The sequence below is a fragment of the Parabacteroides sp. AD58 genome (genome assembly GCF_023744375.2).
GTDB lineage: Bacteria > Bacteroidota > Bacteroidia > Bacteroidales > Tannerellaceae > Parabacteroides > Parabacteroides absconsus.
Window position 1 is genome coordinate 2,211,461 of sequence record NZ_CP146284.1, and the last position, 14,696, is coordinate 2,226,156.

At 46.0% G+C, this 14,696-nt stretch carries 12 protein-coding genes; 1 reads left to right on the forward strand and 11 read right to left on the reverse strand.

From position 1 onward, the window contains the following. Nucleotides 1–107: 107 nt before the first annotated feature. The 8 genes from NEE14_RS09635 to NEE14_RS09670 all read right to left on the reverse strand — a co-directional run bounded on the left by NEE14_RS09635 (nucleotide 108) and on the right by NEE14_RS09670 (nucleotide 7,510). Nucleotides 108–464, reverse strand: coding sequence for a P-II family nitrogen regulator (locus tag NEE14_RS09635; RefSeq protein ID WP_251968216.1), 357 nt, complete (start codon nucleotides 462–464; stop codon nucleotides 108–110). A 389-nt stretch (nucleotides 465–853) separates the two neighbouring features. Then, entirely contained in the window at nucleotides 854–2,167 is a 1,314-nt protein-coding gene (gene der, locus NEE14_RS09640) for a ribosome biogenesis GTPase Der (RefSeq protein WP_251968215.1), read from the reverse strand. An 82-nt stretch (nucleotides 2,168–2,249) separates the two neighbouring features. Beyond that, a complete protein-coding gene (era, locus tag NEE14_RS09645) occupies nucleotides 2,250–3,140 on the reverse strand; it encodes a GTPase Era (protein ID WP_251968214.1) in 891 nt (296 codons plus the stop codon). Further along, the gene (locus NEE14_RS09650; protein ID WP_251968213.1) at nucleotides 3,124–4,128 is read right to left on the reverse strand and encodes a beta-ketoacyl-ACP synthase III; all 1,005 of its coding nucleotides are present in this window, start codon (nucleotides 4,126–4,128) and stop codon (nucleotides 3,124–3,126) included. Before NEE14_RS09650 ends, era begins: the two co-directional genes overlap by 17 nt. 101 nt (nucleotides 4,129–4,229) lie before the next feature. Further along, nucleotides 4,230–4,415, reverse strand: a complete 186-nt coding sequence (gene rpmF / locus NEE14_RS09655; protein WP_251968212.1) for a 50S ribosomal protein L32 — start codon at nucleotides 4,413–4,415, stop codon at nucleotides 4,230–4,232. A 13-nt stretch (nucleotides 4,416–4,428) separates the two neighbouring features. After that, a complete protein-coding gene (locus NEE14_RS09660) occupies nucleotides 4,429–5,004 on the reverse strand; it encodes a YceD family protein (RefSeq protein WP_251968211.1) in 576 nt (191 codons plus the stop codon). Between the two features lie 110 nt (nucleotides 5,005–5,114). Continuing rightward, nucleotides 5,115–6,272 (reverse strand): sensor histidine kinase, encoded by a 1,158-nt coding sequence (locus tag NEE14_RS09665; RefSeq protein WP_251968210.1) that lies wholly within the window; start codon nucleotides 6,270–6,272, stop codon nucleotides 5,115–5,117. Nucleotides 6,273–6,511: 239 nt separating this feature from the next. Then, a complete protein-coding gene (locus NEE14_RS09670) occupies nucleotides 6,512–7,510 on the reverse strand; it encodes a metallophosphoesterase family protein (RefSeq protein ID WP_251968241.1) in 999 nt (332 codons plus the stop codon). Between the two features lie 180 nt (nucleotides 7,511–7,690). On the opposite strand from NEE14_RS09670, the gene NEE14_RS09675 reads away from it, so the two are divergent. Next, nucleotides 7,691–8,680: a hypothetical protein gene (locus tag NEE14_RS09675; protein WP_251968209.1), complete on the forward strand. Its 990-nt coding sequence runs from the start codon at nucleotides 7,691–7,693 to the stop codon at nucleotides 8,678–8,680. 358 nt (nucleotides 8,681–9,038) lie between these two features. Here NEE14_RS09675 and NEE14_RS09680 read toward each other — a convergent pair whose 3' ends face one another. The 3 genes from NEE14_RS09680 to NEE14_RS09690 form a co-directional block, all read right to left on the reverse strand. After that, nucleotides 9,039–12,347 (reverse strand): DUF5107 domain-containing protein, encoded by a 3,309-nt coding sequence (locus NEE14_RS09680; RefSeq protein ID WP_251968208.1) that lies wholly within the window; start codon nucleotides 12,345–12,347, stop codon nucleotides 9,039–9,041. Between the two features lie 261 nt (nucleotides 12,348–12,608). Next, the gene (locus NEE14_RS09685) at nucleotides 12,609–13,001 is read right to left on the reverse strand and encodes a hypothetical protein (RefSeq protein WP_251968207.1); all 393 of its coding nucleotides are present in this window, start codon (nucleotides 12,999–13,001) and stop codon (nucleotides 12,609–12,611) included. A 97-nt stretch (nucleotides 13,002–13,098) separates the two neighbouring features. Beyond that, complete coding sequence (locus NEE14_RS09690) at nucleotides 13,099–14,685, reverse strand: RagB/SusD family nutrient uptake outer membrane protein (RefSeq protein ID WP_251968206.1); 1,587 nt, start codon at nucleotides 14,683–14,685, stop codon at nucleotides 13,099–13,101. Nucleotides 14,686–14,696: the final 11 nt, after the last annotated feature.

Consider the following 14,696-nt stretch of genomic DNA (forward strand, 5'->3'; position numbering starts at 1 on the left):
TTTGCCCAACGAGGCATCCTATACACATTCCCTATTTTCATCTTACTCTTCAGTTTTCATTCGGTTAATAATCAGGTTTATTCATCTAACTCCCTATACAAACGATCCTATTTCTCTTGCTCTGCATTATATAAAGCAATATCGCCCCGTTCTCCGGTTCGGATGCGGATGGAATCTTCTACCGGAATAATAAAAATCCGTCCATCGCCAATTTCACCGGTCTGAGCTGACTTAAGAATGGCCTGAACTGTCTTCTCGACGTTCTTGTCTCTGACAACAATAGAAATCAAAATACGTTCGATCGAACTGGTGTCATAAATAACACCTCGATAAATGCGGCCTTCACGCGTCTTTCCTATGCCACGTACATTATAATAAGAAAACCATTCTATATCCGCTTCCAGTAAAGCATCTTTTACTTCCTCAAATTTCGTCCGGCGGATAATTGCTTCAATCTTTTTCATATGCCTATTAACTTACTATTAATACATATCCATACTGTCCTTCCATTGAATTCTATATCTAAAATATATCAATATCAAGAATACAATGATATATTAGAAAGTAAAACTCAATATTTAATATCATATTGATTACTTTTCTGCAAATATAATAAGCAAAATGATTAGACAATAAAAATATAGCAATTATCTTGAATAACTTTAGCAGTAGTTATATTTTGACACAAATAAGAAGAATTACTTTCCTGTTTGTTATAATAATTGAAGAATTAACACTAAATCGATACAGTTAAGATTTTAAGTACAATAAAAAGGAGTGAAATAAGGTGTAGACATAAAAAAACCGCATGAAAAACCGAAATCCGGTGATTCATGCGGGAATAAGTTCTCATTTATTTCTCACGAATAAAGATATTGATCGGAGTACCGGTGAAATCCCAGTTATCGCGAATCTTGTTTTCCAGGAATCGTTTATACGGATCTTTCACCCATTGTGGCAAATTGCAGAAGAAAACAAACGAAGGAATGCTTCCTGCCGGCAACTGCGTCACATATTTAATCTTAATATACTTACCTTTCCAAGCTGGTGGCGGATAATTCTCAATGATCGGCAGCATGGTTTCGTTCAACTTCGCTGTCGATACACGACGATGCCGATTTTCATACACCTGCTTGGCTGTTTCGAGCACCTTGAAGATACGCTGCTTCGTCATCGCCGAGATGAAGATAATCGGGAAATCTGTAAATGGTGCCAGACGTTCACGAATGGCTGTTGTGTAAGAGTTGATGACCTTCTGACTTTTATCCTCGATCAAATCCCACTTGTTCACACAAACCACCAGACCTTTCTTATTCTTCTGTATCAGCGAGAAGATATTCAGATCCTGACTTTCAATACCTCGAGTGGCATCCAGCATCAGAATGCAGACATCCGAATTCTCGATCGCCCGGATCGAACGGATCACAGAATAATATTCCAAGTCTTCGGTCACTTTTCCTTTCTTACGGATACCGGCTGTATCCACCAGGTAGAAGTTCAAACCGAACTTGTTATACTTTGTATAGATTGAATCGCGTGTAGTTCCGGCAATATCCGTCACAATATTCCGTTCTTCGCCGATAAAGGCATTCACCAACGACGACTTTCCGGCATTCGGACGACCAACGACTGCAATACGCGGCAATTCTTCTTCCAATGCCATCGGTTTGTCTTCGGGCATCACTTCCAGGATCTTATCCAGCAAATCACCGGTACAAGAACCATTGATCGCTGAAATACAGATCGGATCGCCCAGTCCCAATGCATAAAATTCAGCCGAATTCATGTGGGCTTCAAAATTATCGGCTTTATTGGCCACTACCAGCACCGGCTTACGGCAGCGGCGCAGAATATTGGCTACTTCCTGGTCCAAATCAGTCAGACCATTCATAACATCTACCACAAACAGGATGACATCAGCTTCTTCGATGGCGATTTTCACCTGCTTATTGATTTCTTCCTCAAAAACATCTTCCGAGTTGACAACCCATCCACCGGTATCGACCAGCGAAAACTCTTTTGTCAACCATTCGACCTTGCCATACTGGCGGTCGCGTGTCGTCCCCGCCGCCTCATTCACGATCGCCTGCCGTGTCTGCGTCAGACGATTGAACAACGTGGACTTACCTACGTTGGGCCTACCAACAATTGCTACAAGATTTCCCATTTCTTAGTTTATGAGTTTTTAGCTTATGAGTTTTTCCTTTTTCAAGTGTGTGGTTCTTTACATCCTCACCCACTTTATCCACTTATTCCAGGCGATACCCGAAAGCACGAAGCATATTGTCGCGGTTTCGCCAGTCTTTTTCTACTTTGACAAACATCTCCAGAAAGACCTTCTTCTCGAAGAAGCGTTCGATATCCTTGCGGGCCATTGCGCCTACTTTCTTCAAGGCCTGTCCTTTATGTCCGATAATAATACCCTTCTGCGAATCCCGTTCACAGATAATCAAGGCCTTGATATGAATCATCTCATCATCTTCCTTGAACAGCTCGACAACCACTTCGACCGCATACGGTATTTCCTTCTGATAATACAGCAGAATCTTCTCGCGGATAATCTCCGTCACAAAGAAACGGGCCGGCTTGTCGGTCAGCGCATCTTTCTCAAAATAAGGCGGTGATTCGGGCATCAGCTCGGCCACCCGCTGTTTGACATAATCGATGTTGAAGTTCGACAGAGCCGAGATCGGAATAATCTCAGCCTGCGGAAGAATGGATTTCCATTCCTGCACCAGCGCTTCCAGCTTCGCTTGGTCGGTCAGGTCGATCTTGTTGATCAGCAACAAGATCGGACACTTTTCCTTCTGCACCTGCTGCAGGAATTCTTCATTCTTATCGATGGTTTCAATGACGTCTGTCACATACAACAATACATCCGCATCATCGAGGGCAGACTCTGAAAAGTTAAGCATAGACTCCTGCAGCTTATAGTTAGGCCGCAAGACGCCGGGCGTGTCTGAATAGACAATCTGCATATCTTCGGTATTCACAATACCCATGATCCGGTGACGGGTCGTCTGCGCCTTCGATGTGATAATCGAAATACGCTCGCCCACCAGCCGGTTCATCAAGGTTGATTTTCCGACATTCGGATTACCGACGATGTTGACAAACCCCGATTTATGCTTTTTTTCCATCATATCCCCATTTCAGGTAAATAGATCCCCATGTAAATCCTGCTCCGAAAGCAGCCAGAATCAGGTTATCACCTTTCTTCAGCTTGTCTTCCCATTCCCACAGACACAAAGGAATTGTGCCGGCACTGGTATTCCCATATTTCTGAATGTTGATCATTACTTTTTCCAGAGGTACACCCAATCGTTTGGCTGTCGCATCAATGATACGCAGATTTGCCTGATGCGGTACGATCCACGCAATATCGTCTTGTGTCAGATGGTTCCGTTCAGCAATTTCGGCAGCTACATCAGCCATAGAAGTCACCGCATATTTGAATACGGTTCTTCCGTCCTGATAGACATAATGCTCACGACGATCAATCGTTTCGTGTGTAGGAGGATAAGCCGAACCACCTGCCTTCATGAACAGGTGAGGGAAACCGATGCCATCCGTACGAAGGATCACATCCATTACTCCAATTTCTTCCGTAGTCGGTTCAAGCAAGACAGCACCGCAGCCGTCGCCGAACAACGGACAAGTTGTACGGTCCTGATAATCGGTAATAGCTGTCATCTTATCACCGGCCACTACCAGTACTTTATGATAACGTCCGGTACGAATATAGTTCGAACCCGTTTCCAAAGCATACAAGAAACCAGCGCAGGCACCCTGCATATCAAAAGTCATGGCGTTCTTACAGCCCGTCTGATAGGCGATGATAGAAGCAGTCATCGGGAAATGGTAGTCGGGTGTTGTAGAAGCAAACAAGACTACTTCAATGTCTTCCGGATTGACTTGTGTCTTTTCAAACAATTGCTTTACGGCTCTGATTGCCATATAAGACGTACCACGACCTTCACCTCTCAAGATTCTACGTTCCTTGATACCCACACGTGACATGATCCACTCATCTGTGGTATCGACCATTTTACATAGATCTTCGTTCGTCAGAACATCTTCGGGAACATAGCCTCCGATTCCCGTTATTACTGCATTAATCTTTTCCATTACATCAAGAACTGATAAATGATTGATAAATTAAAAATAGCCCTAAAAATTTGATTTTTAGGGCTATTTCTTCCGCTTAGTCAAATTAATCTTCTGAATAATTAAACTGCAGCTTCTTTAACGATTGCTAACTTACCTCTGTAATAGCCACATTCGCCACATACAGTGTGATAAACGTGCCAAGCTCCACAGTTCGGGCAGATAGCCATTGTCGGAGCAACAGCCTTGTCATGAGTTCTTCTCTTGGCTGTTCTTGTCTTACCTTGTCTTCTTTTAGGATGTGCCATTTTATTATTAATTTTAATTGTTATTATTCTCTATCAAGTCTTTCAGAGCATCCCAACGCGGATCAGTGGGCTGATCAACGTCTGAATCGTCTTCATAAAAACCGTTGTCCGAAAAATCATCTTCTTCGTCGGCCCGGACTGCCCGGTGCTTTCTCAGTTTAGAAGACATCTCTTTATTGCATTTTCCCGGAGCATGCACATGCTTCATCGGGACGGCCAAAGCGACGAACTCATATAAGAACCACGCCAGGTTAATCGTTCCGTCATCTTCCGGAATAACCAGCACCTCGTCACTTTCTTCCGCATATTCCTTGCCGAACTTCACAATCAGGCGGGCGTCTGTACTCACCGGCTGATCCATATCGTCCAAGCAACGATCACACGGAACCACCGCATTTCCCTCCAAATGGAAATTCAATTCAGACATAAGTGCCGATTTGCGTAATGTCAGATGTACCTGAACCTTACCCTTTTGCACCAAATCTCCTTCAATGTCTGCAAAGAATTTGTTCTCCAATAAGTAGTCATATTCATGTACTCCTGGAGTGAGATTTTTTAAATCAATATGATATAATCCAAATTTTCCCAAAGCCTACTTATGTAAAAACCTTGCAAAGGTACGAAAATTATTAACAGAAAAGCAATATGTATGTAGATATTTTTTCGCTTAATGCATTTTTGACGCATTATTCACGGATTTTAACGCATTATCTGCTTCAATTCGATACGAAATGTCGTCCCTTTGCCAATTTCCGAGCTTTTTACATAGATTTTTCCACCATGATACGACTCAATGATCCGTTTTACCAACGACAGTCCCAAGCCCCAGCCGCGCTTCTTCGTCGTGTAACCCGGATTGAAAACGGTCTTGAACTTCGACTTCAAGATGCCTTTGCCCGTATCCGTCACATCAATCCGTACTTTGCTGCCTTTTTCTTCGATATGAAAGGTGATGCTGCCCTGCCCTTCCATGGCATCGACAGCATTCTTGCACAGGTTCTCAATCACCCAGGCGAACAAAGCCTGGTTCATCAGGACCATCACCGGCTTATCCGGGGCCTCGACGGTTATTTTCACCTTCGACGATATACGGGTTTCCATATAATCGAGGGCCGAACGGACCGACTCGCAGATATTCACCGGGACGGGTTCGGGCGTAGAACCGATCTTCGAAAAGCGCTCGGCTATCATCTCCAACCGCTTGACATCTTTCTCCATCTCGGCCAACAGCGACGGATCGACGTCTTTCAGCTTCAGATACTCAAGCCAGGCGATGAGCGACGAAATGGGTGTTCCCAACTGATGGGCTGTTTCTTTCGACAAACCCACCCATACTTTGTTCTGTTCGGCTTTCTTGGTACTGGCCAGGGCCAGGAAAGCAGTCAGGATAAAAACGGCCATCACTGTCAGCTGGGCATAGGGATAAACCAACAGCCGCTTCAGGATGATCGAATCATCATAATATAGGTATTGATAGGTGCCGTCTTCCATATCAATCACGATCGGATCTTTCTTCTTTTTCAGTTCCTGCACTTTCTTCCGCAGAAATTCATCGACATTCTTCTCGGGCAATTCAATGTTCTTGTAGTTCATCACACTGTCACGGTCATTGCACAGCATCACCGGAATGGCGGTGTTACCCTGGATGATCTGCAGGATCAGGTTCATGTTCAGACTCGGGTCTTCGCTGGTTAGCACACGCGTGGCTTCGGCCCAGACTTCAATCTTCTGGCGTTCTTCGCGTGCCAGGTCTTTGATCAGCAGGTCGGATACAAAAACGGAAGCGATGGCTATCACCACGGCTGCCACGATAAACAGATATTTCAGCAATTGCCGGGAATCGTACAGGCTATTCATTCTTCATTATCTTTTTTCTATCAACAAAGAGGCAAGGCAATTCGTCAACACGGCGATGTCAACAAATCTATTCTACTCTCCGTCACTGTAAATTTAACGACCAAAAGATTGTTTTAGTGTATCCGATTTCTTATTTCCCCAAACCAGTAAGCCAAAGTGCCTGTCGGCAAAGAGTTTTAACGCCCTGCCATAAAGCCTGAAAATTCAGGCCTATAAATGCGTCAAAACACGCCGGCTTCTTAACCACCGATATAACTGTCTGGGAAGACGGTGTATTGCTCTACTCCATATTTGGTACGAATCCAGGTAGCATATTTGCCGGAGCCTTCGGTCAGTTCGATGATACGTGCCCCGTTGGGCAAATGATTGTATTCGGTCGGACCACCGGTGAAACGGCCGTAAGCCAGCAGAATGCCTTGCCAACACACGGCGTAGTCGTTGTCGTGATCATGACCGACGAACACGCCTTTCACATCGCCCTGTTCCTTCATGGCAGTAAACAGACCGGAATTCAGGGCCGGCGCACAAGCCTTTTCCTTACGGATGCCATAAAAATGAGCATTCTCGTCGGCTACTGCCAGATGATATTCGGGCAGCGGAATATGGAAGAACGCCAGCGAAAGCAGCGGTGTTCCACCATTGGCTGCCGTGAAAGCCCGACTGCGGTCGCGGTACCAGGCAATCTGGTCGAACTTGATGTAATCATATCCTTCAATACCTTGGATCGACGAATAGGCATTCGAATCGAAACAATACAAGACAGCCGCGTCTTTCTTGTCGTCCGACGAGCGGACCGCAAGGGCATAGTTGCCATCGCCCGATATCTCAGGCACCTCATCAGCCGTCAGGTTACAAGGCAGGCTTTGGGCCACTTCCAGCAGTTCTTTATGCGGCACACCCTGCTCATGATCGTGGTTCCCGAAGACGATCGAGAACGGGATCTTCCGGTCCGACACGGTTTTCAGCACCCGCCGCAGGTTGTCTTTGGCCGGCTGGCTGTAAATAATATCTCCGGTGAAGATCACCAAATCGGGTTTCTCTTCATCCAATACCTGGTTGATACGTTCATAGGCCACTTCCGACCGTTCGTCCTGCCACTTCAGGTGTAAGTCCGTGAACTGGACGATCTTGAATTTCTTACTGTCACTGTGAAACTTCAGCACAGGCGTCTGCGCCCAGGCAGCCACACCGAAAAAGGCACTCGCCACCACACCGAAGATAAATTGTCTGATTTTCATCATTTCATCCGTTTTTATTTGATCTTGTCACAAAGCTAACCATTTCACCCAAGTTTTGCAAGCCTGAAAAATAAATGATGCCTGTTCTTTTATTTCTCGATTATTCCCAGTATCTTTGGTTCGTCTCTTTCGGGAGACAGAAGTAACAAGTATCATTTATCAACATTAAAAAGACCTACTATGAAAAAGTTTGTAGTCCTTTGGTGGGCCGGCCTTCTCTTCTGCGCCGGCTGTAGTGAAGAATCCGTTGTTTATGAATCAGCTGAAGAAACGTCGGTCAACGTCCGCTTTACGTTGGATCTCCGGCAAGACATTACACCTTTCCGACAAACCCGCAATATGCCCGACGAAATACCCGGCGAGCCTGCTGCCGCGGGTGACACATCGGGTGAAACGTCGGGTGAAGAAGAGACAACACCGACTCAGCCGGTTTCTGCGTTATCGTATATCGAATATGCGGTTTATGATAATGACACGGAAGAGTTGATCGAGCACCGGCGTTATGAAGTGGGCGGACAAGGCGGAAACCTGCAGGTGCAGGACGAGCTGACGGCAGGTATATATAAGGTATGTTTCCTGGCGCATGGCGTGGCGGAAGCGACCTTTACGGAAACCGGAAGCCTGATGACATTCCCGGAGATCCAAGACACGTTCTGGGGATTTCAGGAGATCGAAGTGGATGCCACACAGACTGACCAGTCGTTCAGCGTTGAGCTGACGCGCGCCGTAGCGGGCATCGAACTGGTGCCGACCGATGTGGTGCCGGAACAAGTGGATCAGTTCCTCATCGAAACGTCGGGCCGTTATCACCAGATCAGCCTGCTGGACGGAACGACTCCGGCCGAAACCGCTGCCTTCTCGCTGACCGTCGCTTTCGAGGCAGACGACAAGCTGCCCGATACACGGGTGAAGCATTTCTTCTATTCGTTTGTGCCGGAAGCCGCTCCCGAAGCTGCATCAGCTTTCCTCAATGAAATGATACTGACCTCACAAACGGGTTTGGGCGAAGTGCAACGCCAGCGAACCATCACGCAAGTGCCGTTATACCGCAACCGCATCACGCGTTATACCGGGACGCTTTATACGCCCAGCATCGTGGATGGTTTGTTCGACCTGCAGATTGATACCAACTGGGGCGAATATGTGGATCAGGTGTTGGAAGATGAGTAGGTTGTTAGGGGACGAGGTGTATTTTAGTTGACAAGGCTTATTGAAGGGACAAGTTAACGAGTTGACAAGGTGACAAGGCCTATTGAGGGAACAAGTTAATGAGTTGACAAGGTGACGAGGTTTTTTGAGGGGACAAGTTAACGAGTTGACAAGTTGACAAGGCTTATTAAAGGGACAAGTTAACAAGTTGACAAGGTTTTAGATAGATTAGATAAAATATAAACTCCTCGTCAACTTGTCCTTTTGTTTTCTGATTCATTTGAATCCTAGTTAACTCGTTTTCTATATTCTTGTCAACTTGTTCCCTTACCAACTCGTCAACTAATAATCCTTGTCAACTCGTCAACTTGTTCCCTTGTTACCTTGTTTTCATCTGCTTTGCCCAGATATTTCCGGGATATGCTTCCAGCGCTTTGGCAAAGGATGCCTGAGCGGCCTGCTTGTCTTGCTTCAGCAACTGGATCAGACCGGCATAATAGTCGATTTGGCTTTGCCGGATATTCTGAGTCGCTTCACCAAACTTGGCATACGAATCCAAGGTGCGCTGGCGTGTCTGCTCCAGGTATTTTTCCATCGCCTGCAAAGCCGACTGGGCTTCTTCTGTCTTTCCTAATTTCTCCAAGGCTTTCACCCGGTAGTAAACCAGATCCGACAAGCCACCCGGATATTTGGCCGAAGCCGCTTTCTCAAAGAATTCCTGAGCCTTTGCTTTCTCGTTCAAGCCTTCATAGGCCACGCCTGTCAGGTAATATGCCTTCACTTCATAGCCTCCGCGATGCGAAGGAGCCACTTCCAGATTGGCCGGATACTGATTAGCCAAGTCAAACTCGCCAATGGCTTTCTGATAATTCTTCTTAGCCAGAAGCGACAAGCCTTTCAACAGATGTGAATCCACATAAATATCGTGAATCTGTCCGCCACCTTCCCACAAATGGAAATGACGTTTATCCATGATCTGAATGGCTTTATCGTACTTACCCATGACGTTGTACAACGACAGCAGACGCATCACCGCGTCGTCATGTTTCATCACCGTCTTCAGGTGACGTTCCAGACGTTTCAGACGGACATCCAGAGCCGCATTGGCCGATTCATAAATCTTGTCGGATTCTGTAAACAACAGAGCATCATCCGGATTGATCTCGATAGCCCGGTCATAAGCTGCCATCGACTTTTCCCAGTCGCCCAACTGACCATAGGCAAAACCGACGTTCCGCCATGAAACGGCAAAGTCCGGTTTCAGTTCGGTTGAGCGTTGCCATTCAGCCAGTCCTTTGTCTTTCTGTCCGATATAATACAGCAAGTTACCGTAGGCATAATGCAACAGGGCATTATCAGGCTGCGCCTCCAAAAGAGCTTCAAACAGATTCACTTCTTCCAGACGCAACGGATAATTGTGCAACGGCGAGCAAGCATCTGCCTGTGTCAATGCTGATGTCACAGCTGGCTGATCACCGGTCTGCAAAGCAACAAAGGCCTGATAATAATGCACCATCGGCGAAGAAGCGAACGGCTCGCCCAACTCGATGGCTTTTGCCAGCAGCTTGCCGGCCTCATCCGTTGCTCCGATCTGCAAGTAATTATTGGCCACTTCCAGCATTTCCTGAATTGCCACCAGTCCTTCCGTCTGTCCTTTCAGGCGCGAAGCCAGTGCCGAGGCATCACCCTTTGTCAGGAAGCTCTCTTCTATCAGGCTGCCATAATCCAGCGGATCGATGCCACGCACATAAGCCAATACGGCTTTCGCCTCTTCCGTTCGTCCTAACTTACGCAAGATAAAGGCTTTCAGGTTTTGAGCCTGAATATCACGCTGACCGACATACAGCGACTGGGTAATCATATCCAGCGCCTTCGGATAATCCTGTTGCTGCAAAGCCAGAATAGCCAGTCCATAGAAAGCCGGATGCTTATAATCAGGTGTCCAGGTGGCAGCCCAGTAATTGTTTTCTGCCTGGTGCTTGTCTCCCGTCAGCTGATACAGATAGCCTAAATAATACAAGGCTTCCGCATCTTTCACACGGGTATAATCATGTGACAGACGTGCCTGAGCCCGCAGCAGGTGTTTCTCGGCCTCTGCCCACCGTGCCTGACGCACGTAATGTTTCCCGACTTCGATATTCACCCGGGCATCCATCGAGTCACGGCGCAGGGCTTCGTTATAGAAGTCCATGTAATCCAGACGGGCATTATTGAACTGGTCCACACGCAGGCCGGCCAGATACAGTTCTTCGTTCGTCTTATATTCGTCTACCGGCTTCGTTCCGTCGATCACCTTCGGCAGCGGTTTATCCGCATCCAGCTCGATCGGCCGGTAATCCACCAGCAGATTGCCTTCCGCGTCATACAAAGCGGCATATAAATCCGTCGCCTTCGCTCCTGCCGGAACGGCTACCTCATCCAGGAAATAATGATCGGGATCAATGTCGATAGTCTTCTCCAGACAGACCTGATCCTGGTGTTTGACAACTACGCGGGCCTGTTTATACAAAGTAGTCGCACAAAAACCTACCCGATATTTCCCGGCTTCGCCCGGCTCAAAATTAACGGCGGCATCCATGGTAGCGTTCTTACAGCCTTTGATACCTTTGATCGGATACCAGATCTGGCTGAATTCGCGTGTCTCACCCGGATTGATCCAGCTATAATCCGGCTGGTTGTCTGAATAGGCACCAACCATCAGCTCCAGGTAATGCCCGTCTTTATCCGACAGAATCTTGTTCCACATGTGCCCGTTCGGATTATTACCCCACAAGAAGAACTTCTTTCCGGGCACCACATGACGGTTTGCCACATGCACAGTTCCGGCATCCTTGGCATAATCATACCCGGCCAGGAACTCCATTTCGCTGCCCCAGGCAAAGATCGAGCGCGAATCGCCCTTATAGTTTCCCCAACGGGACAGATCCACCTGCTCGCCGCTGCCCAATACGGCTTCGCCTATCGGCCATTTCGTAAAATAGACCTTATGATGATCAGCACCAAACTGTACATCGGGTGGGAAAATCACCTGATAATGTTCATCACAATGTACGGAAACATTCGCCCAATACAGCATCGACTGGATCATTTGCGTCGGGTTTGTCACCATGATCTTGGCTTCCACCCACGAACGGTTCGGATACACCGAAACGCCCACCGACCATTTCAGGCGATGGCGCAGTTCCGTCTCGCCCACCCAGATCGTCTTGCTGCCATCCGTATTTTCCTGCATCTTCCAGTTGGTCGGCAGATACGTCGTTGCCCGGTGATGGTCCGGAATATTCCATTCCACACCGCCCGACAGCCAGGCGCCCAACATACCGATCAGGGCAGGCTTCACACCGGTCTGCGTATAGAAGAAATGATAATCATTGGTTTTGTCGGTCGCCGAGAAAATACGGCCGCCGATTTCCGGCAAGACAGAGATATTCACATACTCATTGCCCAGGCGCAACACATTGTATTCCTGATCGACCACATGCTCGGTCAGCACATCATACAACGGATACGGATAAATGTAACCCTCTGCTCCCTGGTAAACACGCCCGGTAAAAAAGATAGGATCTACTTCCGGACTCCCGATCTGATAGGTCGGAATCTTCTCTTTCACGGCTTTCATTTCCACCTGTTGCCCCCAGGCTGGAAGAGAAAGCACCGCCAATAAAGGTAAAACTAACTTTGCTTTCATAGGATATGACCTAAAGTGTTTATGTATTATTTAAAGATAAGCTATTAAAAGTAATTTATTTTCCCGTTTCCGGGAGCATTCCAACAGATGTTTGACAACATAAGGTCATAATCAAAATGACCGGATAACGGTTTTTATCCGAATCCGGACAATTCAATGTAGCCGATTTGTCTTCCTCATTCTATAACACCATTTCCTTTGATCCTATTCAACTTTTAACGATTGATCGTTTTCGCGCGCACGCGCGTTACTCTCTCTCAATTAAATTATACTTTCATTTTCTTTACTATTCTCTGCTATACTTTTATTTCCTATACTTTGTGCACTTTTCACTGTGCAAACCGGGGTTTTCACAGGGGAAACCCTGACTTTGACTTCAGGAAGTGGAACCAGTTGTTGCGTATTCGTTCTTTTCTCTTGAAAGAAAAGAGCCATAACATCAAGATCATATTCATACTTTTGGCTTGCCCCGAAAATCGAAAACGAAACCGAAAGGAATCGATTTTGATTCCCGTTTATTTCATTTAAAAAGGTAGGCAGAAAAGAGAAAAAAGCCGGCGTGTTTTGATGAAAAGCCGGCGCAAATTGATAAAAATATGCCGGGAAATTTGAGGTTAAAATGAGGCCGGAAGATGGTATTCTTCGATTTAACACAAAAAAAGCTCAGCAAGACTAATCCTGCTGAGCTATACTGATTACTTCTATTCAGTAAATAGAATCAGTTACTGATGCTTTAAACTAATCAATAGAATTATCTCTTCAAACTACTATTCAACTGTGCATCCGTAGCAGGATAAGGTAAATAAATGGATTTCTCACCTTGCCATGTTGTACCAGCAGAAATCTCTACCTGGTTCTTTCGCATAACACCCGGAGCCACTTCGATCGGCTCATTCGCCTTACGCTCGTTAAACGTTTGTTCCAATAATTCCATACGCAACTGATCGTCACGGCGAGTCACCATAGCTACCCAATAACCAGCTACTTCCCAACCATGTTCTGCCAACGCTGCATTAGCAAAGGCTTCGCCACTCAAACCTGATTGCAACGGTTCCAATCCAGCACGTTCACGTACCTTATTGATACATTCGTAAGCCATTGTATTCGGAGTTCCTTCTGCACGAGCCTGAGCTTCAGCATACCACAACAGCACTTCGGAATAGCGGATCAGACGATGACGATGATCGTTTGTCATCCATCCTGTATTGGCCGGCTGTGTATAATCGTAATCACCGCCATCTTCACCTATAGTGAAAATACAAAACATCGGGTGTTGTTCAGGAATTGATTCATCCCACCAGTCAACTAATGGATTACCAGCTTTATTACCCTGCAAGATTTTAGGATTATATGTCGCATCCTTACGCGGACCAGCCGGGAATTCTTTCCAGAACTTGATTTCACCCCAACCGTCACCCCATCCGCCAAGTGATTCGAACAGGTTACTAGAAGTCATCTGAGAGTCTTCAACCCACGTAAAGTCACGAGAGAAGTTGATACCAACAACTGTTTCATTCGTGTAATTATGACTTGGTGCATATACATATTTGTATTCAGGTTCCAAAATATACTCATACGTTCCTGCATTCACGCCATCAATTACCGCCTTGGCCTGTTCAGCAGCCTTAGCATAATATTCTGTTTTCTTTAAAGGCCAACCAGCCATAGCCATATAAACAGCAGCTAAAGTTGATTGAGCGGCCTGTTTTGTAATATAAATATTAGCACCGTTCATTTTTCGCGGAGCAGAAGAATAATCTGTTGGAAGCGTATTGACACAATCCACCAAATCTTGCTCAATTTGAGCGTAGATCTCTTCTATTGAAGCCAATGGACGCTCATAATTTACTTCGTTGTCCAGTACCAACGGAACTTGTCCCCAACGACGCACCAACCAGAAGTAATTTACTGCACGCCAAAACTTAGCCTGACCAATAGCTATATTAATCTCCTCCTTAGTTGTCGGAGTTCTTTCCGCATTTAAGATAATGTAATTAGCCGCCTTGATACAAGTATAAGAAGTTTGCCAGGCTGCTTCTACACCTTTATTGGCATCTGTCGGACGGAAAGCGTCCACTTCTGCATATGCCTGTTTGTTACTACCTGGATTTGTTGTCAAATCATCACCCTGCCAAGACGGAATAGTCGGGTTTGTATTCGTTTGTATCAAACATACTTTCTGATACAAAGCGTATGTTGACATATCCAATTCTTCTTGTGTAGAGAAGAAGGTCGTCGGGGTTAATTGTCCTTTTGGATCTTCTTCCAAAAAATCATTGCAAGAAGTAGAGAACAAAGTAAACAAAGCCCCACTTAATAATATATATTTTGCTTTCATAATTTTATCTT

Coding starts and splice junctions, on each gene's coding strand:
- era (WP_251968214.1), bottom strand. CDS start 3,140: ATGGAAAAAAAGCATAAATCGGGGTTTGTCAACATCGTCGGTAATCCG.
- NEE14_RS09680 (WP_251968208.1), bottom strand. CDS start 12,347: ATGAAAGCAAAGTTAGTTTTACCTTTATTGGCGGTGCTTTCTCTTCCA.
- NEE14_RS09650 (WP_251968213.1), bottom strand. CDS start 4,128: ATGGAAAAGATTAATGCAGTAATAACGGGAATCGGAGGCTATGTTCCC.
- der (WP_251968215.1), bottom strand. CDS start 2,167: ATGGGAAATCTTGTAGCAATTGTTGGTAGGCCCAACGTAGGTAAGTCC.
- NEE14_RS09675 (WP_251968209.1), top strand. CDS start 7,691: ATGAAAAAGTTTGTAGTCCTTTGGTGGGCCGGCCTTCTCTTCTGCGCC.
- rpmF (WP_251968212.1), bottom strand. CDS start 4,415: ATGGCACATCCTAAAAGAAGACAAGGTAAGACAAGAACAGCCAAGAGA.
- NEE14_RS09635 (WP_251968216.1), bottom strand. CDS start 464: ATGAAAAAGATTGAAGCAATTATCCGCCGGACGAAATTTGAGGAAGTA.
- NEE14_RS09670 (WP_251968241.1), bottom strand. CDS start 7,510: ATGAAAATCAGACAATTTATCTTCGGTGTGGTGGCGAGTGCCTTTTTC.
- NEE14_RS09665 (WP_251968210.1), bottom strand. CDS start 6,272: ATGAATAGCCTGTACGATTCCCGGCAATTGCTGAAATATCTGTTTATC.
- NEE14_RS09690 (WP_251968206.1), bottom strand. CDS start 14,685: ATGAAAGCAAAATATATATTATTAAGTGGGGCTTTGTTTACTTTGTTC.